Source organism: Candidatus Planktophila versatilis (assembly GCF_002288105.1).
Lineage (GTDB): Bacteria > Actinomycetota > Actinomycetes > Nanopelagicales > Nanopelagicaceae > Planktophila > Planktophila versatilis.
Genome location: NZ_CP016774.1, coordinates 180,414 through 199,004 on the forward strand (window position 1 = coordinate 180,414; position 18,591 = coordinate 199,004).

Consider the following 18,591-nt stretch of genomic DNA (forward strand, 5'->3'; position numbering starts at 1 on the left):
AGTCTAACCCTCGTCCTCGGCGAGCTTGACTTCAAGCAACGAGCGAAGACTGCTGACTCTCCTTAAACGCTCGACCTGTAACGAAGGGTCGGATTCAATCCAAGGATTAAGCGAACAGGAAATTTCATGGTGTGAGCAGTTAGGCATGCAGGTTTGCGTCACTTGATAAATATCTGGGAAGGATTCAATAATGCGATCTTTATTTAGATGAGATAGTCCAAAGGCGCGAATACCAGGAGTATCAATAATCCAGCCACCATTTTCAAGAGGTAGTGCAATCGCACTTGATGAGGTGTGGCGGCCGCGCCCAGTGACATCATTAACATCGCCAGTCATTCGATCTGAATTGGGAACCAAGTCATTGATAAGTGTGGATTTTCCAACGCCAGAATGTCCAACAAGAACCGAAATCTTGTCATCGAGAATATCCAAAATAGCTGCAATATCTTGTGTGCGAGACTCGGTCTTTGAAGATGTTGTAATAATGTCAACGCCCAGCGCCTTGTACTCTTGAATGAATTCAGGAACTGGCGAGACATCAACTTTCGTCACAATAATAATGGGCTTAATAGATTCGTGGAAAGCGCTGACAAGGAATCTATCAATGAGCCCGCGACGTGGTTCAGGATTTGCTGATGCAACCACAATCAGTAGCTGATCGATATTTGCAACAATCGTGCGCTCAACACGTGCGACATCATCTACCGTTCTGCTAAGAGAATTTGTACGTTCATTAACAACAACTATTCGTGCAAGTGAGCCTTCACTACCAGTGACATCTCCAACGATTTCAACGAGATCGCCCACTACAACTGATTTAGGTCCAAGCTCGCGAGCTTTCATGGCTGTGATGATTACACCTTCATCAGTTACGCAGGTGGTGCGACCACGATCAACTGTGGTGACAAATGCTGTGATTGAATCTGAATGAGAAGGTCGATCTTTTGTACGCCTGCGAGTAGTGCGAGATGGCCGAATGCGAGCGTCGGATTCGTCGTATTCGCGAGGACTCATAGAACCAAACTCTTCCAGAGCCCTGGGAAATCGGGCAGCGTCTTACGTGTTGTGGCGACATTTTCAATCATGACATCGGGTGTAACAAGGCCAATGACAGCGCCAGCCGTTGCTAATCGATGATCGTCATATGTGTGAAATGTTCCACCATGAAGTGGGGCTGGGGTGATGTGTAGTGCAGTCTCTTCTTCTACAACGCTTCCACCGAGTGCGTTGATTTCTCGCGTCAGTGCTGCCAAACGATCAGTTTCGTGCAGACGAAGGTGACCGATACCGCGCAGATGAGAAGGTGAATCTGCAAGGGCGGCCAGGGCTGCGATAGATGGAGTGAGTTCACCAACATCATGGAGATCTATATCGATTCCATGAATTGAATCACCGCCAGTCAGAGTTAACCCACTAGCGTCTAATTCAACCCGTGCACCCATCTTTGTAAATATCTCGCGCAAATGATCTCCAGGTTGTGTAGTTTCCTTTGGCCAATCTGCAATCGTGATACTGCCACCGCAGACCATCGCAATAGATAAGAATGGTGCTGCGTTAGAAAGATCTGGCTCAATGACTAAATCTTGCCCTGTGAGATATCCAGCCTTCACACTCCAGCTTTGGCTTGCTTTATCAACTTCAACTTCGGCACCAAAATCGCGGAGCATCTGAACCGTCATATCAATATGTGGCATTGAGGGAAGTGAACTTCCATTGTGAGTAACAGTAATTCCTTTTTTCATACTTGGTCCTACAAGTAAGAGCGCTGACAAAAATTGGCTCGACTTACTTGCATCGATTGTTAATTTTCCGCCAGGGATGACACCAGTTCCCTTAATCACCATCGGTAGGGAGTATCGACCTTGATGGTCTATCTCAATTCCAAGTTCTTCTAAAGCCTTAATGACTGGTCCAATAGGTCTTTCATACGAACGTGAATCTCCATCAAAACTGATTTCACCTTGTGCAAGTGCGGCAAGCGGAGGTAAGAACCGCATCACTGTTCCGGCGTTTCCCACATCAATTAGTGCCGGGCCCTTAAGAGGTGCTGGTGTAATTCGCCAGCTCTGATTGTCACCTTGATCATGAATACCGACACCGAGTGAAACAAGACCGGCAGACATTAACTCTGAATCACGTGAGATCAGTGGCTTGCGAATAATTGAGGGCGAGGTTGCCTGGGCAGCAAGAATCAGCGCGCGATTAGTCACCGATTTTGATCCAGGGATGGTTACCTGAGATGAAATCGGCTTTCGTCCGCGAAAAGGTGCGGGCCAGAGTTCGTGCATATGCAGAGTCTAACGCGTGCGTAGGGCGCGAGGAGACGGAGAAAACCTGTAACAAAGTTAGAATTATCAGTATGTGTGGAAGATATGCGCAATCACTGGGCGCAGAAGAGTTAGTCGAGAGCTTTGATTTAGCAGGCTCCACACTCGATCAATCATTGCCGTTGAATTGGAATATTGCGCCGACCAATGAGATTTATATTGTGCGAAGTGAATCCGATTCACGAATCCTCGATTCTGCATCTTGGGGAATCATCGCCCCGTGGCAGAAGAATTTAGCTGATGCACGTGCTTCTCAATCACATGCAATTAATGCACGGAGTGAATCGATCCACGAGAAGCCAACATTTAGACATGCATTTAGAACTTCACGGTGTCTTATTCCTGCAAGTGGCTACTACGAATGGGCAACTTCACTTGGCAAATATTCGCCGAAACAGCCTTTCTATATTTCACACACAAGCGGTGAACAACTTTCTATCGCAGGAATTTGGAGTTCTTGGCAGAGCGAGAAAGGTGTGGTGATTCAGAGCGCAGCGATTATTACCCGGGAAGCAGTGGGAGAGTTGGCAACGATTCATAGCCGGATGCCGGTATTTATGCCGCGTAAGCGCTGGCAAGGTTGGCTTGATACAGAGGCACGAGATATCAACCGGCTGCTTAAGTTGATGGAGGTAGACGAGCCGGATGCGGGGCTGATTGCACAACCTATTTCGCCTCGCGTAAACCTGGTTGCTAACAACGGAGCGGAATTGATTGTTCCCATCGAGCTTGGCGAGCCCGAAACCCTTTTCTAATATAACCTTGCATCAATGACATCGAAGGATTTAGTTCTAGAAAGCGCCGCCGATCGCACTACTCGGTTTGAGCGCGATGCTTTGGTGTTCACAAATCAGCTCTATGCAGCAGCACTTCGTTATACAAAAAATCCAGAAGATGCGCGCGATTTAGTGCAAGACACATACCTCAAGGCTTTCACCTCTTTTCATCAATTTGAAGAAGGTACCAATCTACGTGCCTGGCTCTACCGAGTACTGACAACTACATTTATCAACTCCTATCGCAAAGGACAACGCCAACCACTGATTGCTGATAATGAACTTGAAGACTGGCAAGTGGCTAAAGCCCAAAGTCATACAAGTGATCAAGGGAAATCTGCTGAAACTGTTGCTCTTGAATCCTTACCTGATAGCGATATCAAACGTGCACTACAAGAGATTCCGGAAGAGTTTCGCATGGTTGTCTATTTAGCCGACGTTGAAGGTTTTTCCTATAAAGAGATAGCAGAGATTGTGGGAGCACCTGCAGGCACAGTCATGTCACGTTTGCACAGAGGTCGCAAACAGCTACGTGAGAAACTCACCGACTATGCAAAGGAACTTGGCTATTCAACAGAGTCTTCAGATAAGCCTTCTAGTAAGAAGGGGGGCAGCAAATGAGTTTCATCGAGATTCAATGTAGTGAAGTTCTCTCTTCCGTGATTTTCATCATCGAAGATGAATTAGAGACCGTGCCGCAAGCGGCGCAAATTAACTCCCACTTAACTCACTGCGCTCCCTGCACGGCTGAAATTGAACATGAGCGTCTCATGCACCAGATGCTTGCCGATGTTTTAAAGCGTTCGTGTAATGAGCAAGCCCCGGAGGAACTTCGCCAGAATATTCATCGCCAAATTCGCGAGCAGATGGGTAACTACGCAGGTGCGACCGAAGTGGTCACCCAGTTCAGCATGACTGAAATTTCTATTGAGGTCGATGAGTTCGGAAATATCGAACACCGCGAGATTCAAATCGAACAGACGCACATCCAACACTTCATCGACGACGAGGACTAGCCTTCGAAGCATGAAATCGGCGGATGAAGTCCTGGGAGCGGTTGGCTTCTCTGTGATGACAGTTCGCCCCGGAGATACCTGCGTAACTATGGGTGTCTCTGATCTTCCAGTTGTTGCGCCATCTCATTACTTAACTCTGATGGAGAATGCGTGTGTGGCATCACTCTCGGAATATCTTGACTCCGGTGAAACAACATTTCTGACACATTCAGCTCTTGAAATTGTTGGCTCTGCAACTGCTGGTGCTGAGATCCGTGCTAATTCACGTCTCATTGAAATTGATGGCCGCCAACTCACCTTTACCTGCGATGTTTATGATGGCGAGCGACATTTAGCGCAAGCGCAAATAAAAAGAGCGACAGTTGAGCGATTATCTTTCCTCGCTCGAACTGCCGCTCAATCACTCATTAATGAGTGAAATTTAAGTCAGCGTTTAGGCCTTCTTAGTTGCCCAGAAGATTTCAGCAATCTCATCAATTTTTGCAATGAGTTGATCTGCAACCTTTACATCCTGAGTTCCCTTAGTTCCTGCAGCACCTGCAAGCTTTGTTGCATCATTAAAGAGTGAGTGCAACTGTGGGTAGGCCTCGAAATGTGGAGCCTTGAAGTAATCAGTCCAGAGAACCCAGAGGTGCTCTTTAACTTGGTGTGAACGCTCTTCTTTAATTGCAACAGAACGTGAACGGAAATCTGCATCTGTATTTGCTGCGTACTTCTCCATGCAAGCTTTTACTGAGAGAGCCTCAATCTTTGCTTGTGCTGGATCGTAAACGCCACATGGAAGATCGCAGTGTGCGTGAACAGTGACTTTAGGTGTAAGAAAGTTTCTCATAAGCGGCAGGGTACTCCATTGCTTAAGTCGGTGCATCCTAAGATGACCACTATGGCTAAGTATGCGAGCGTTCGGGTTGAGGGAAACTCGATGGTCCCGACTTATAACGACGGTGACTGGCTGATGGCGCGATGGGCAGATTATTCACTGGCCCACAATCATCTTAGAAAGCTACTGCATCGCCTTCGCCTGCTGAGCACAATCGCTGTGGCAGATGTCGTAGTCATTGAAAGAGAAGAACAACCCGGAATTTATTATGTGAAACGTATTGCAGATGTGCGAGAGCCGGAGTGCGAACTTCCGATGATCTATGTTCTTAGTGATAACCCAGAAGGAACAGATTCACGCACGTGGGGCTGGCTACCAATACATTACGTAAAGGCACGAGTTGAATTCAGGGTTAAGAAAGTGAAGCCAACTTCTCCTTAACCGCAATCACTGATGGATTTGTTAACGAACTTCCATCAGAGAAGAGCAAGGTAGGAACAACTCGATTGCCACTGTTAACTTGCTCCACAAAATCGGCTGAGTCTGGCTCTTGCTCGACATTAATTTCTCGAAAAGTAATTCCTACTTCACCAAGTTGGCTCTTCAGTCTCTTGCAATATCCACACCAATCAGTACTAAACATCACAAACTCTTGACCGGTTAAATCAACTGAGTAAGTCATCGTGTAAATGCCTCATCTAGTAAAGCCTTTGCTTCATCTTCGTGCAGGTGATGACTTCCGGTTGCAGGAGATGCCGCTGCGCGACGAGAGATGCGACGCAATACTCGTGAATCAACACCAGTTCCGCCAATTGATTCAGTCGTGCTTAAGGCAACATGTGGCCAGGCACCTTGATTTGCAGGCTCATCTTGCACCCAGAGCAAGTTAGCATTTGGATGCTTCTTCGCTTCAACTTCCATCTGGGCAACGGGGAATGGATATAAACGCTCAACTCGAACTATTGCAGTGCTGCTGTCATTTAAGCGATTGCGCTCTGCAACGAGGTCGTGATAAATCTTTCCGGAACAGAAAATTATACGAGAAGCATTATTAACGGTTGGATCGCCGATGACTGGCAAGAAAGTTCCCGATGTGAAGTCACTGATAGATGAGGCAGCTGCCTTCAGACGTAACATCGACTTTGGTGTGAAGACAACCATTGGCCGACGCTTTGGATTCGCTGCGTGAAAACGCAGAAGGTGGAAGTAAGAGGCAGGAGTTGATGGTTGGGCCACAGTCATATTCTTCTCGGCACAAAGTGCCAGGAATCGCTCGATACGAGCAGATGAGTGATCCGGGCCTTGGCCTTCATATCCGTGTGGAAGTAAGAGCACTACAGATGAACGCTCACCCCACTTTTGAAGTGCTGATGAGATGAACTCATCGATGATTGTCTGCGCACCATTTGCGAAGTCTCCGAACTGGCCTTCCCACAGGACAAGAGCATCTTCGCGAACAACGGAGTATCCGTATTCAAATCCCATTGCTGCATATTCACTGAGCAATGAATCAACAACAAAGAACTGATTAGCATCTGAAATTAGTGAACGTAGTGGGGTCCACTCACTGCCATTTTCTTTATCAATAATGACAGCGTGACGATTTGAGAATGTTCCGCGACGTGAATCTTGTCCCGCTAACCGAACTGGGTGACCTTCTTTAAGAAGTGAACCGAAGGCGAGCATTTCACCCGTAGACCAGTCGATAGTTCCATCGTTGATGGACTCTGCCCGCTTTTGAAGCTGTGGCAGCAGTTTTGGATGGATATGGAATCCTTCTGGTACCGCAGTTTGGGTTGCTGCAATTTCGCGAACTAGCTGCTCAGAGATAAAGGTTGGTACATCTTCTGCATTGGGAACAATAGGGACTACGAAGTTTGGATCGCTATGTTCTTCATAGTTAGCAACGGATGCAAAGACCTCTTCGAGTTGGACCTGGTAATCGCGAGCAATTTCATCTGCCTCTTCTGGAGTGATATCTCCACGACCAACGAGAGCTTCGGTATATAAAGTACGTGTGGTGCGCTTGGCATCTATGAGCTTGTACATCAACGGCTGTGTAAAGCTTGGCTCATCACCTTCGTTGTGACCACGTCTGCGGTAACAGACCATGTCAATGACAATATCTTTATTAAATGCTTGGCGATATTCAAATGCCATACGTGCAACACGCACACAAGCCTCGGGATCATCACCATTAACGTGAAGAACCGGTGCTTCGATTAACTTAGCAACATCTGTTGAATAACGAGATGTACGTGAAGCATGAGGCGAGGTAGTAAATCCAACTTGGTTGTTAACAACGATATGAATAGTTCCACCCGTGCGATAGCCCGGAAGTTGCGATAGCTGAAGTGTTTCAGCGTTGATACCTTGACCAGCAAATGATGCATCACCATGGAGCAGTATTGGCAAGACTGTGTAAGCACCCTTTGTATTTAAGCGATCTTGCTTAGCGCGAACAATTCCCTCGAGTACTGGGTTAACCGCTTCCAGGTGTGATGGGTTTGCAGCTAAATAAATCTTGGTCTTTGCACCAGATTCTGTTGTGAAGATTCCTTCCGTACCTAAGTGGTACTTCACATCTCCTGAACCATGTACTTGGTTCTCGGCATAGTGCCCTTGGAATTCCTGGAAAATTTGACCGACAGACTTACCCGCAATATTTGCCAGCATATTCAGGCGTCCACGGTGTGGCATGCCGATACATACTTCATCTAGCCCGCGTTCTGCCGCTGCAGAAACAATCGCATCTGTCAGTGGAATTACAGATTCTCCACCTTCAAGTGAGAAGCGCTTTTGCCCGACGAACTTTGTCTGTAAGAAAGATTCAAATGCTTCAGCGCTATTGAGTTTACGTAATATTCGAAGTTGCTCTACGCGATCTGGAACTTCAGAAACACCTTCGACATGTTGCTGGAACCACTGACGCTCTGCCGGGTTTGAAATGTGCATGTACTCAAGTCCGATTGAGCGACAGTATGCATCGCGGAGAATTCCAAGAATCTTACGTAGCGGCAGGAACTTCTTTCCGCCAAATCCACCTGTTGCAAATTCACGATCAAGATCCCAGAGTGTGAGTCCATGTGTGCGCACATCGAGGTCCGGATGATTTCGCTGGATATAAACAAGCGGATCAATATCGGCCATGAGATGTCCCCAGGTGCGATAAGCGTGAATCAGCTGCTGAACGCGCGCTGTCTTATCAATCTCTTCATCTTTGGTTACGGCAAAATCTGATGCCCATCGAATTGGCTCATAGGGAATACGAAGTGCGGTAAAGATTTCGTCATAGAAATCATCTGCGCCAAGAAGATATTCGTTGATACGGCGCAAGAAATCACCAGATTGTGCACCTTGAATAACGCGGTGATCGTAAGTACTTGTCAGTGTTATCACCTTGCTTATTGCAAGACGAGCAAGAGTTTCCGCACTTGCTCCTTGGAACTCTGCTGGGTAATCCATCGCTCCCACACCGAGAATCAGTCCTTGTCCCTGCACTAAACGTGGAACAGAGTGAACAGTTCCAATGGTTCCTGGGTTAGTCAGCGAAACAGTTGTTCCGGCGTAATCTTCAACGGTGAGAGTTCCGGCGCGAGCCTTCTTCACAATCGCTTCATAGGCCGACCAGAACTGCCCGAATTCAAGTTCCTCGCAACCTTTAATTGATGGAACTAGCAATTGACGTGTTCCATCGGGCTTTGCTAAATCAATCGCGATTCCCAAATTGATATGTTCTGGTTTACCAAGTGCTGGCTTTCCTTCGAGTTCACCGTAGAAAGCATTCATCTCTGGCATCGCGCGCAGCGCTTTAATCATCGCGTAGGCAATGATGTGAGTAAATGAAACTTTTCCACCACGGCCACGCTTTAAGTGATTGTTAATGACAATTCGATTATCAATCATGAGCTTTGCCGGAATTGCACGAACAGAAGTTGCTGTTGGAACGGTTAGCGATGCTTCCATGCTCTGGACAACGCGAGCAGATACTCCGCGAATTGGTTCGAGCGTCGAAGCACTTGGTGTTACTAAAGTTGGAATTGGTTTAGCAATCGGATCTGCTGGTGTTGCGGGAGTCGTCGAAAGAGTGCGAACGATTGGTTGCGTTGCAGGAGCCGAAGCCACGGGAGTTGGCTGTGCGACAACTGGAGCTGCAACCGGCGCTACTGGTGCAGCCGGAGTTGGTTGTGCTGAACCTTGAACAGAAATATTTGGGGGAGTAACTGGCTTTGGTGTTGGTGGTGTTCCGGCCTTTGGTTTGTCAGCTATCTGCGGATTATTTTGGAAGTGTGCAATCCACTCACTTGGTACAGACGATGGATCGGCTTGGTATCGCTCAAACATTTCTTCAACGAGCCAATCATTTGCTCCAAAGTCTTGTCCTGATTGCGACACTGAGCGCTCCCTTGCGTCCTTGCGTACATATCTATTACTTACAAACTAGATATAAATCCTGTAACTGAACGTGGCTAAGACTATCGGCTCCACGCACCGCAAATAAATGGCATTTCCCACACAACCAGCGCGAGATTGAGCACAGTTTCCTCACGCTCCCGAGAGGCGGCAGTATCCATTTTTTGAGACAGTTGCCCCATGCACGCAGCAGATACGCGCCCCCTAGCCATCATCACTGGTGGCAGCCGTGGCTTGGGTTTTGAGAGCGCCAAAGCTCTGGCGCTTCGAGGTTTTGATCTGGCGCTAATTGCCAAAGATTCAGAGCGATTAACATCGGCGGCGCAATCAATCCGCGCAGCTTCAGATGGCAGCCAGATCAACATCTCCACATTTACCTGCGATCTCGAACAACCTCATCTTGTACGCAAAGTCATTGATTCAATCAATCAATCTCTGCCTACTCCGCAACTTCTTATTCTTGCTCACGGAGTGATGAGTGAGAAAATGTCGAAGACTCTTAAGACAAATGATGCTGAGTGGCGCAGAGTGATGGCAATTAATCTTGACTCTGTCTTTCAACTTGTCAATGGAATAGCTCCGGCCATGGCAGATGCCCGAAACGGCCGCGTCATTATCTTCTCTGCTTGTTTAGGTCGCATGTCTGGTCCTGGAAATGCCGGAGGGCTTGCGCCGTATCGAATCAGTAAAGCTGGTGTGAACGCATTGGTGCGAAACCTTGCACATGAGACCGGACTTGGCGCTCGCGGATTTCTTGTTGATGCAATCTGTCCTAATCATTCACGAACGGATATGGGTGGTGCGGATGCGCCACGTTCTGCAGAAGAAGGTGCTGCTACTGCAGTTTGGTTAGCGACAAGAGCATTTGATTCAGCCGGTTCAACAGATGCTCAAAAAATTACCGGAGTGCTTTGGGAAGACAACCAGATAGTTCCTTGGTAATTAGCTCTTAACCTTCTTCTTTGGCAATCATAAAAGCGAAGTAAAGCGTTGGAAGTGCAAGTGCCAGAATAACTACCGCACCGATATAGAACTGTCCTTGTATTTGATAGTAGGCCACTCCCACTGCAATTAAGTTGGCCAAGATAGTGGGAGATCTTCCGAAACTCTTTCCGTTTACATATCCGCGAGCTGATGCGAAGAGTCCAATAGCCCCAAGAACTGCAAAGACAACCACTCCAATCAGTGGCGGTAGCTCTTTCTTCTCGTGAGTAAAACCAAGCACAACTAGCCACACACCTAGGGCGAGTACGAGACTTGCCTCGATATAGAGGAGTGCTGCCACTGTTGAACGCTTAGGGGAGAGGTTGGGATTTTCATCTTTTCTTGATTTCCCAGTCATATCGCCGACTGTAGCATTTCAATTGAGCTTCTTCACGACGTCAGTCGTGCCCAATATCCTTATTGCCGTGCCCGGTAAAAAGGAAAAGCTTCCGCTATCTGTAACTCATCCTGAGTTGGCCAAAGAAGCTGATGGTTGGGATCCGAGAAAAACCAGTCACGGCGCACGAGGCAAGTTTGCTTGGGTTTGTCCACTTTCCCATAGATACACAACCTCTATGTCTCTCAGAACACATCGCGGAACTGGCTGCCCAATATGTGCAAACAGAAAAGTATTAAAAGGATTCAATGACTTAGCCACAACCCATCCAGACTTGGCGAAAGAAGCAGTTGACTGGGATCCATCAACAGTAATTGCAGGAAGTCATAAGAAGCTGAAGTGGAGATGTAAATACCTGCACATTTTCGAAACGACTGTCGGAAGTCGGTCTGGTAAACACAAATCTGGCTGCCCAGTTTGTGTAAATCAAAAACTATTTGTTGGATTCAACGATATTGGAACTACGCGTCCTGATTTGGCCATAGAAGCAGACGGTTGGGACCCAGCAACTGTCATCACAGGTAGCAATAAGAAATTTACTTGGAAATGCAAGCTAGGACATCGCTATAGTGCGACCATTTCAGATCGAATGGGTAATGAAAAAAAACAACATAAAGGAACAGATTGTCCCTTTTGTGCAAATCAAAAGGTATTAATTGGATTTAATGATCTGAAAACAACACATCCACAGATTGCGAAAGAGGCTGATGGTTGGGATCCATCAACAGTAATTGCAGGTACCTCTCAAAAAAGAAATTGGCGTTGCCCACAAAACCATACATATTCAACTGGGGTCAGTTTACGAGCTTTGCGCGGTTACCAATGTCCTGTTTGTGCAAACAAAAATGTTCTTCCAGGCTTTAATGATCTAGCGACAACAGATCCAGAGGTCGCCGTAAGTGCATTTAATTGGGACCCTCGTACTGTCACGCGGGGTAGTAGCAAAAAAAGGCAATGGACTTGCTCAGAAGGGCATATTTTTGAATCGCCTCCGATGGCTCGTACAGGCGAAAATAGAAGCAACTGCCCTTATTGTGCGCACCAAAAAGTTTTTGCAGGCTTTAATGATTTTGTAACAACTAATCCGGAAGCTGCAAAAGAGGCGGATGGTTGGGATCCTACTGAGTTGATCGGTGGAAGTAAGGTTGTTAAAGATTGGAAGTGTTCAAAAGGGCACTCATATAGAATGTCTATCTTCAATAGGAATCGCGCCCAAATCGGATGCCCATTTTGTGGAAATCGAAAAGCTCTTAAAAATTTTAATGACTTAGCTACCACTCACCCTAAGTTGGCACTAGAAGCAGATGGTTGGGATCCCACAACCGTTATTGCGAGTAGTGAACAAAAGTTTAAGTGGAAGTGCAGCAAAGGGCACTCCTACTCCTCTGTGCTTTCTAGCCGAGCGTATGCAGGGAATGGATGCCCTGTGTGCGCAAACAGAATAGTTGTATCTGGTATTAATGACTTAGCAACAACCCATCCAGAAATTGCAAAACAGGCTGATGGTTGGGACCCCTCTATTGTTTCTTATGGAAATGAAACCAAAAAATGGTGGCTCTGCTCCGAAGGGCATCGATTCAAGAACTCACCAAATGGTCGAACAATGGGCAGAGGCTGCCCATCTTGTGCTGAGTCAGGTTTTGACCCAAATAAAGATGCCTTTTTATATTTTCTTGAACACCCTAACTGGGTGATGTATCAAATTGGAATCACAAACACCCCAGAAAGCCGATTCAAAAAGCACAAAAGGTTGGGCTGGAACGTTTTAGAACTCCGAGGCCCAATGGACGGACATCTTACGCAACAATGGGAGTCAGCAATACTTCGAATGCTTAAAGCAAGAGGCGCTGATTTATCTAACGCCAAAATTGCTGGAAAGTTTGACGGTTACTCAGAGGCTTGGAGCAAGTCCACTTTTGAGGTTAAGTCCATCAAAGAGCTAATGCGGTTAACTGAAGAGTTTGAGGCTTAATTCCCCGCATTGTCCGTCTAAGCAAGTGATTAGTTCATATATATTCATTCAACTATCCTTAACCCATGGCTCGCGACTATATCCTCGAAATAAATGAGACGAGTGCGACCCTGACTTCTATTGAAAAAGTCTTGGACCTGCCGAAGCTTGAAGCCGAAGTGGTCGAACTTGAAGCAGCTGCAGGCGTTCCGAATTTATGGGATGACCCTGATAAAGCTCAAGCAGTTACGAGCAAGCTATCTCGCGTGCAATCAACAATTTCAAGACTTACTGGGTTGCGCCGTCGGGTTGATGAGCTTCCGCTTCTCTTTGAATTAGCAGCGGGTGAACCGGATGGATCAGCCCTTACGGATGCCGAAGGTGAATTGGATTCAGCAAAGAAAGCAATTAGTGAATTAGAAGTAACGACGTTACTTAACGGCGAGTACGACGCACGTGATGCGCTGATAACTATTCGTTCTGAAGCAGGTGGCGTAGAAGCTGCCGACTGGGCTGAGATGTTGATGCGTATGTATTTACGTTATTGCGAACGTCACGAATTTAAAGTTGACGTGTTAGAAACTTCCTTTGCTGAAGAAGCGGGGATTAAATCGACAACATTTAGAGTCAGCGCCCCGTATGCATATGGCACGCTTTCAGTAGAGCAGGGAACTCATCGCCTAGTGAGAATTTCTCCGTTCGACTCTCAATCACGTAGACATACATCATTTGCTGGCGTGGAAATTGTTCCTGTTGTCGAACAGAGTGATCACATTGAAATTGATGAGAAAGAAGTGCGCGTAGATGTCTATCGCTCATCTGGTCCGGGCGGACAGGGAGTCAATACAACAGACTCTGCTGTGCGCTTGACCCACGTTCCGACCGGGATTGTTGTGTCATGTCAGAACGAACGCTCACAGATCCAAAATAAAGCAACGGCGATGGCTGTTTTACAATCAAAGTTATTGGAACGTCGTCGCCAGGAAGAGCAGGCGAAGATAAATGCGCTCAAGGGCGATAATTCGGGCTCATGGGGAAACCAGATGCGTTCCTATGTATTAGCGCCGTATCAAATGGTGAAAGATCTCCGTAATAACCATGAAACGGGAAATACTTCAGCGGTGTTAAATGGAGAAATTGATGATTTCATCGAAGCGGGAATTCGCTGGCGCCGTAGCGCGTCACAATAATTCTCGGCAATAACCAGCTGATTCACGCGTAATGTGATTCTTATTTCCTCTGTGAATTCCCATAAAAACCCCGAATCAACCCTAAATTCCCAGCTTGCCTACCTAAACTAGGCCTAGGTCTCACGAGCGCATCACCATGCGCCTATATAAGGAGCAGATAGTGATTAAGTTTGAGAATGTCACCAAGGTTTACTCGGGTCAGGATCGTCCTGCCCTCGAGAATGTCACGCTCGAAATTACCAAAGGTGAATTTGTTTTCTTGGTAGGTATGTCAGGTTCTGGTAAATCAACATTCTTGCGTTTGATTCTGCGCGAAGAGCGCCCAACATCTGGCGTCATACACGTTGCGGGCAAAGATTTAGGAACTCTTGCAAACCATAAAGTGCCTGAGCTTCGTCGCCAACTAGGCACTGTTTTTCAGGATTTTAGACTGCTTCCCAATAAAACGATTTCAGAGAACATTGCATTCTCATTACACGTGCTCGGCTATTCGCAGAAGGAGATTAATCGCGAAGTTCCGGAGATGCTTGAACTTGTTGGCCTGGAAGATAAGGGTGATCGCTTACCTTCTGAAATCTCAGGTGGAGAGCAACAGCGCGTTGCGATTGCTCGTGCTTATGTCACACGCCCTGCAATCATCATCGCGGATGAGCCAACTGGAAACCTAGACCCGGCACTCTCTGTGGGAATTATGAAGTTACTCGACCGCATCAACCGTGAGGGTACGACCGTATTGATGGCTACCCACGATTCTGGAATTGTTGATCAGATGCGCAAGCGAGTCATTGAACTTGATGGTGGCCATGTTATTCGCGATCAAATTCGCGGCGTCTACGGATACACAGGATAAGAGGAAAACAATGCGCGCAGGATTTCTCTTCAGTGAAGTTCGAATAGGACTTCGACGTAACCTCACAATGACATTTGCCGTCATCGTCACCGTTGCAATTTCACTTTCTCTTCTCGGCATTGGCTTACTCTCAAATTCACAAGTAAATGCGATGAAAGATTATTGGTATGACAAGATTGAAGTATCTGTATTTCTCTGCGGATCACTCTCCGAGTCACCGTCATGTAGCGGTGGGGTTGTTACTCCCGAACAGCGCACATCAATCAAATCAGATTTAGAGGCTCTGCCAGTTGTGCAGAGCGTCTTCTATGAATCACAAACTGAAGCCTTTGCTCGCTTTAAAGAGCGTTTTAAGAGTTCGGCAATTGCACAGAACGTTACTGCCGATCAATTACCAGAATCCTTCCGCGTTAAGTTAAAAGACCCAACGCAATTCGATGTCGTCGTCAGTGCATTTAGCGGTCGACCTGGTGTTGATGTAGTGCAAGATCAGCGCAGCATTCTCGAGAAGTTCTTCCAGCTCCTTGCCGTACTGCGCAATGGTGCATTGATTGTCGGCCTTCTTTCAGTGCTCACTGCAGCGTTGCTGATTAGCAACACTCTTCGAATTGCGGCATTTAATCGTCGTCGTGAAACTGGTGTGATGCGACTTGTAGGTGCTTCCTCGTGGTCAATTCAACTTCCATTCTTACTGGAAGGTGTTTTCGCGGCATTTATTGGATGGATGCTTGCCAGTGGATTGCTCGCCGCACTTAAGTATGTCGTCGAAACTAAAGTCGCCCCGTTACTTACCTTTACTAAGTTCTTTGGCTGGGGAGAAGTGGCGCTAGCTTCTGGTTGGCTACTTCTCACAGGCCTCGTGGTCTCAACTATTGCATCTGTAGTAACACTGCGCCGATACCTCAAGGTGTAATTTTATGGTCAAAGAGCTCGGACGAAAGCTGATTGCACAGAACAAAAAGGCTCGTCACGACTTTGCAATAGAAGATGTCTATGAGTGCGGGATTGTGCTTACAGGTACTGAAGTGAAATCACTTCGTGCTGGGCGTGCCTCACTCATTGATGGTTTTGCCATGATTGAAAATGGCGAACTCTGGCTACATGGTGTTCACATTCCTGAATACACAGAAGGTACGTGGACTAATCACACCCCGCGTCGCAAGCGAAAGCTGCTCGTTAATAAGATTGAAATTCGCAAGATTGCCGCCCGCACCAAAGACTCAGGAATCACACTGGTGCCATTGCAGCTCTACTTTAAGGATGGAAAAGCCAAGGTTGAAGTTGCTATTGCAAAGGGCAAGAAGGCTCATGACAAGCGATCAACTCTGATGGAACAGCAAGCTAAGCGCGAGGTAAATCGCGAACTTTCCCGCCGCCAATCTGGGAAAGACAGTTAATCAATGCCCCCAAGCGGGCATTTTGAGGAAGTCGTAACCTTCTCTATACTTATCTCATACCGTTTGGCTCGATCGAGTTTGGCAGACAAGAATGCCGCTCCATACCTCGCCAAATAACTAATTCACACAAAATCTTTCCTCACGGAAATCAACGGGTGAATTGTCGAAAAAATAGGAAATACAACTACATAGTGTGAATTACGTTTTCCACGTAATTCCCCATTTCAACTTGGGGGTGAACGGTCTCGACTTTAGTTGTTGAGGCAGGGGAAGCGGGCCGAGGAAGCCGGGATGATCTCGTAAACCATGAAACCTGTGCAAAAATAACTGCAGACAACAGTCGCAGTGATTTCGCCCTAGCTGCATAAGCTAGTTCCGAATCCGTCAGCCCGGGCGCGCTCTCGTCCCGGAATCTGGCGTCGCTAGAGAGCTCTTCATCGAGATAGCGTTGCGAATATCTCGAGAGAACAGTTTCGCAAATGAGTTCGTTGAATACTTGTGTGTAAGAGATTCAGAACTGAGAAAACGATAAACGCACTACGCCCGTAGAAGCCCTGTTTTAATTCTGAAGGACCCGGGTTCGATTCCCGGCACCTCCACCAGCTCGGCAAGTTTGGCACGAATGTATCCAGGAAGAATACTTCAATTAGTAATTGATTATTGTTTGTAAAGTTCCTTGTATCCCTTTGGGCATTTCGGACTTGTGGATTCTACTTTTGTGATTTTTCCTTTCATTTCACAAGTCAAAGTTACTGTGGGTAGAAATTTGTACTTAGTTACAATACTTTTTAATTCAGTATTAGCGCTTTTAATTGCAGAGATATAATCTTTTTTCATGGCTTTCCAAGTTTTCATATCAATTTTGTCGCAGTCAATTAATACTTGCCCTGGCGTCAACTGTTCTTTGTCAATCTCTACCCTGGCTAAATCTCTGTTTTTACTTAATGGCGCCTTCAAATAGAGAAAAAAAGAAGCACTATCGTAAGTTTCATTGATGGCTTCACAATCCTTCATAACTTTTAGATCTGACTTATTTTGAGCTTGGGCAGTGCTTACTGAAACAATCACAATCGATATCCCAATTAGGAGGCATATATACCCCTTTGGAACTTTTCTCATGTTCTTAGTATCCCAAGTCTTCACATTAAGACCAAGTTACTTGTCTCCATCTTCGGAGCCAGGTTTTAGACCTTCAAAAATTTCTTTGCAGATTGGACAGACAGGATATTTCTGCGGATCGCGAGAAGGAACCCATTTCTTCCCGCATAGCGCTCTCACAGATTTGCCGGTCATTGCTGATTCAACAATTTTTTCTTTCTTTATGTAATGTGCAAATCGATCATGGCCGCCATCATCTTCTTGTTCAACTGGGCGCGTGAGGGTGTCTGTATCGCTCTCAAGGGAAGGAGTACCGCGACCAAAAAGTGGCATGCGCGTAGTATCTAACAAAAACTAGCCACATAGCCATCTCGCCTTCCGGTAGAATTTTGCCGATGAAAGACTTACTGCGCACCGAGCATTTATCGCGTGCTGATGTCGAATTACTCCTCGACACCGCTGCAGATTTCGCGCAGAGCCCACTTCGCTCCCACACCGCGCTCCACAACAAGAGCGTTGCCATCTATATGACTAAGCCATCCACCCGTACTCGCCTGGCATCTGAAACGGCCGTGGCACATTTGGGCGGAACACCAATCTTTATTCGCGGTGATGAACTACAACTTGGCCGCGGGGAAACAATTGCGGATACCGCCAAGATTATTAGTGGATATTGCGATGCACTGATAGTTCGAACCTTTGCGCAATCAGATATCGATGAACTCGGCGCACACGCCAGCATTCCCGTGATTAACGGCTTGAGCGATGACGACCACCCAACACAGTTGCTCGCTGATTGGTTAACAATTCGTGAAAATTTTGGCGCTGACATAACAGGCCGCAAATTTGTTTATCTCGGTGATGGAAATAATATGAGTCACGCATGGTTGATTATGGGCGCAATCATGGGCGCACACGTTGTGACAGCGACGCCAGATGGCGAATGGGCACCTGATGCGGCGGTGGTTAGCAAAGCAAGAGCGATTGCTAGAACTAGCGGAGCGACGATTGAGGTAACAAACGATCCTGAATCTGCAGCGAGAGGTGCATCTGTTCTCTATACAGATGTGTGGATGTCGATGGGTGATCCCGAAGCTGAACGCGCTAAAAAAACAAAGGCTCTCGAACCATTTGCAATTACAAAAGAATTAATGTCGCTAACAGAAAAAGATTCAATTTTTATGCATTGTCTTCCAGCTCATCGAGGAGAAGAAGTTTCGGGCTTTGTTATTGATGGGCCAAAGTCGGTAATCTGGCGTGAAGCATTTCACCGTCGTACAACCATTCAGGCATTGCTCTATCACTTAACTCGCGGTGAAATTAAGGGCAATTAACCAAGATTTTGTATTCTTTTGAGTGGCTGTTGCTCTGA

General features: G+C 46.7%; 20 protein-coding genes and 1 other RNA gene. 13 read left to right on the forward strand and 8 right to left on the reverse strand.

What is annotated here, in order from left to right:
• Nucleotides 1-3: 3 nt before the first annotated feature.
• Together rsgA and aroA are read right to left on the reverse strand one after the other, a co-directional pair.
• Nucleotides 4-1,014: a ribosome small subunit-dependent GTPase A gene (gene rsgA, locus A1sIA79_RS00895; protein ID WP_095674375.1), complete on the reverse strand. Its 1,011-nt coding sequence runs from the start codon at nt 1,012-1,014 to the stop codon at nt 4-6.
• On the reverse strand, nt 1,011-2,288 hold the full coding sequence (gene aroA / locus A1sIA79_RS00900) for a 3-phosphoshikimate 1-carboxyvinyltransferase (RefSeq protein ID WP_095674376.1): 1,278 nt from the start codon (nt 2,286-2,288) through the stop codon (nt 1,011-1,013). Before aroA ends, rsgA begins: the two co-directional genes overlap by 4 nt.
• 71 nt (nt 2,289-2,359) lie before the next feature.
• Between aroA and A1sIA79_RS00905 the strand changes: the two genes are divergently transcribed.
• From A1sIA79_RS00905 to A1sIA79_RS00920, 4 genes are read left to right on the forward strand one after another with little or no spacing between them, the layout of a single operon-like run.
• On the forward strand, nt 2,360-3,082 hold the full coding sequence (locus A1sIA79_RS00905; RefSeq protein ID WP_095674377.1) for an SOS response-associated peptidase: 723 nt from the start codon (nt 2,360-2,362) through the stop codon (nt 3,080-3,082).
• A 15-nt stretch (nt 3,083-3,097) separates the two neighbouring features.
• Nucleotides 3,098-3,724, forward strand: coding sequence for a sigma-70 family RNA polymerase sigma factor (locus A1sIA79_RS00910; protein WP_095674378.1), 627 nt, complete (start codon nt 3,098-3,100; stop codon nt 3,722-3,724).
• Nucleotides 3,721-4,119 (forward strand): hypothetical protein, encoded by a 399-nt coding sequence (locus A1sIA79_RS00915; RefSeq protein WP_095674379.1) that lies wholly within the window; start codon nt 3,721-3,723, stop codon nt 4,117-4,119. The genes A1sIA79_RS00910 and A1sIA79_RS00915 overlap by 4 nt, the downstream gene beginning before the upstream one ends.
• A gap of 10 nt (nt 4,120-4,129) precedes the next feature.
• On the forward strand, nt 4,130-4,537 hold the full coding sequence (locus A1sIA79_RS00920) for a thioesterase family protein (RefSeq protein ID WP_095674380.1): 408 nt from the start codon (nt 4,130-4,132) through the stop codon (nt 4,535-4,537).
• Nucleotides 4,538-4,552: 15 nt separating this feature from the next.
• On the opposite strand, the gene sodN is transcribed toward A1sIA79_RS00920, so the two are convergent.
• Nucleotides 4,553-4,951 carry a superoxide dismutase, Ni gene (sodN, locus tag A1sIA79_RS00925; protein ID WP_095674381.1) on the reverse strand — a complete coding sequence of 133 codons (399 nt, stop codon included), beginning with the start codon at nt 4,949-4,951 and terminating at the stop codon, nt 4,553-4,555.
• A 51-nt stretch (nt 4,952-5,002) separates the two neighbouring features.
• On the opposite strand from sodN, the gene A1sIA79_RS00930 reads away from it, so the two are divergent.
• On the forward strand, nt 5,003-5,380 hold the full coding sequence (locus tag A1sIA79_RS00930) for a S26 family signal peptidase (protein WP_190277068.1): 378 nt from the start codon (nt 5,003-5,005) through the stop codon (nt 5,378-5,380).
• On the opposite strand, the gene A1sIA79_RS00935 is transcribed toward A1sIA79_RS00930, so the two are convergent.
• Nucleotides 5,352-5,621, reverse strand: coding sequence for a mycoredoxin (locus A1sIA79_RS00935; protein ID WP_095674383.1), 270 nt, complete (start codon nt 5,619-5,621; stop codon nt 5,352-5,354). The genes A1sIA79_RS00930 and A1sIA79_RS00935 overlap by 29 nt on opposite strands.
• The gene (locus tag A1sIA79_RS00940; RefSeq protein ID WP_095674384.1) at nt 5,618-9,334 is read right to left on the reverse strand and encodes a multifunctional oxoglutarate decarboxylase/oxoglutarate dehydrogenase thiamine pyrophosphate-binding subunit/dihydrolipoyllysine-residue succinyltransferase subunit; all 3,717 of its coding nucleotides are present in this window, start codon (nt 9,332-9,334) and stop codon (nt 5,618-5,620) included. Before A1sIA79_RS00940 ends, A1sIA79_RS00935 begins: the two co-directional genes overlap by 4 nt.
• A 198-nt stretch (nt 9,335-9,532) precedes the next feature.
• On the opposite strand from A1sIA79_RS00940, the gene A1sIA79_RS00945 reads away from it, so the two are divergent.
• The gene (locus A1sIA79_RS00945; protein WP_095674385.1) at nt 9,533-10,294 is read left to right on the forward strand and encodes an SDR family NAD(P)-dependent oxidoreductase; all 762 of its coding nucleotides are present in this window, start codon (nt 9,533-9,535) and stop codon (nt 10,292-10,294) included.
• 7 nt (nt 10,295-10,301) lie between these two features.
• Here A1sIA79_RS00945 and A1sIA79_RS00950 read toward each other — a convergent pair whose 3' ends face one another.
• Complete coding sequence (locus tag A1sIA79_RS00950) at nt 10,302-10,694, reverse strand: hypothetical protein (RefSeq protein ID WP_095674386.1); 393 nt, start codon at nt 10,692-10,694, stop codon at nt 10,302-10,304.
• 67 nt (nt 10,695-10,761) lie between these two features.
• On the opposite strand from A1sIA79_RS00950, the gene A1sIA79_RS00955 reads away from it, so the two are divergent.
• The 6 genes from A1sIA79_RS00955 to ssrA all read left to right on the forward strand — a co-directional run bounded on the left by A1sIA79_RS00955 (nt 10,762) and on the right by ssrA (nt 16,723).
• Nucleotides 10,762-12,705 (forward strand): zinc-ribbon domain-containing protein, encoded by a 1,944-nt coding sequence (locus A1sIA79_RS00955; protein WP_150122969.1) that lies wholly within the window; start codon nt 10,762-10,764, stop codon nt 12,703-12,705.
• Nucleotides 12,706-12,770: 65 nt separating this feature from the next.
• Nucleotides 12,771-13,874 (forward strand): peptide chain release factor 2, encoded by a 1,104-nt coding sequence (gene prfB / locus A1sIA79_RS00960; RefSeq protein ID WP_095674388.1) that lies wholly within the window; start codon nt 12,771-12,773, stop codon nt 13,872-13,874.
• A 160-nt stretch (nt 13,875-14,034) separates the two neighbouring features.
• Nucleotides 14,035-14,724: a cell division ATP-binding protein FtsE gene (ftsE, locus tag A1sIA79_RS00965; RefSeq protein ID WP_095674389.1), complete on the forward strand. Its 690-nt coding sequence runs from the start codon at nt 14,035-14,037 to the stop codon at nt 14,722-14,724.
• Between the two features lie 10 nt (nt 14,725-14,734).
• On the forward strand, nt 14,735-15,637 hold the full coding sequence (gene ftsX / locus A1sIA79_RS00970) for a permease-like cell division protein FtsX (RefSeq protein ID WP_095674390.1): 903 nt from the start codon (nt 14,735-14,737) through the stop codon (nt 15,635-15,637).
• Between the two features lie 4 nt (nt 15,638-15,641).
• Nucleotides 15,642-16,121, forward strand: a complete 480-nt coding sequence (gene smpB, locus A1sIA79_RS00975; protein WP_095674391.1) for an SsrA-binding protein SmpB — start codon at nt 15,642-15,644, stop codon at nt 16,119-16,121.
• Between the two features lie 231 nt (nt 16,122-16,352).
• Nucleotides 16,353-16,723, forward strand: a transfer-messenger RNA (tmRNA) gene (ssrA, locus tag A1sIA79_RS00980).
• A gap of 55 nt (nt 16,724-16,778) precedes the next feature.
• Here ssrA and A1sIA79_RS00985 read toward each other — a convergent pair.
• Together A1sIA79_RS00985 and A1sIA79_RS00990 are read right to left on the reverse strand one after the other, a co-directional pair.
• Complete coding sequence (locus A1sIA79_RS00985; RefSeq protein ID WP_150122970.1) at nt 16,779-17,189, reverse strand: hypothetical protein; 411 nt, start codon at nt 17,187-17,189, stop codon at nt 16,779-16,781.
• A gap of 87 nt (nt 17,190-17,276) precedes the next feature.
• Nucleotides 17,277-17,552 carry a DUF3039 domain-containing protein gene (locus tag A1sIA79_RS00990; RefSeq protein WP_095674393.1) on the reverse strand — a complete coding sequence of 92 codons (276 nt, stop codon included), beginning with the start codon at nt 17,550-17,552 and terminating at the stop codon, nt 17,277-17,279.
• Between the two features lie 62 nt (nt 17,553-17,614).
• On the opposite strand from A1sIA79_RS00990, the gene argF reads away from it, so the two are divergent.
• The gene (gene argF / locus A1sIA79_RS00995; protein ID WP_095674394.1) at nt 17,615-18,553 is read left to right on the forward strand and encodes an ornithine carbamoyltransferase; all 939 of its coding nucleotides are present in this window, start codon (nt 17,615-17,617) and stop codon (nt 18,551-18,553) included.
• The last annotated feature ends 38 nt before the right edge of the window (nt 18,554-18,591 follow it).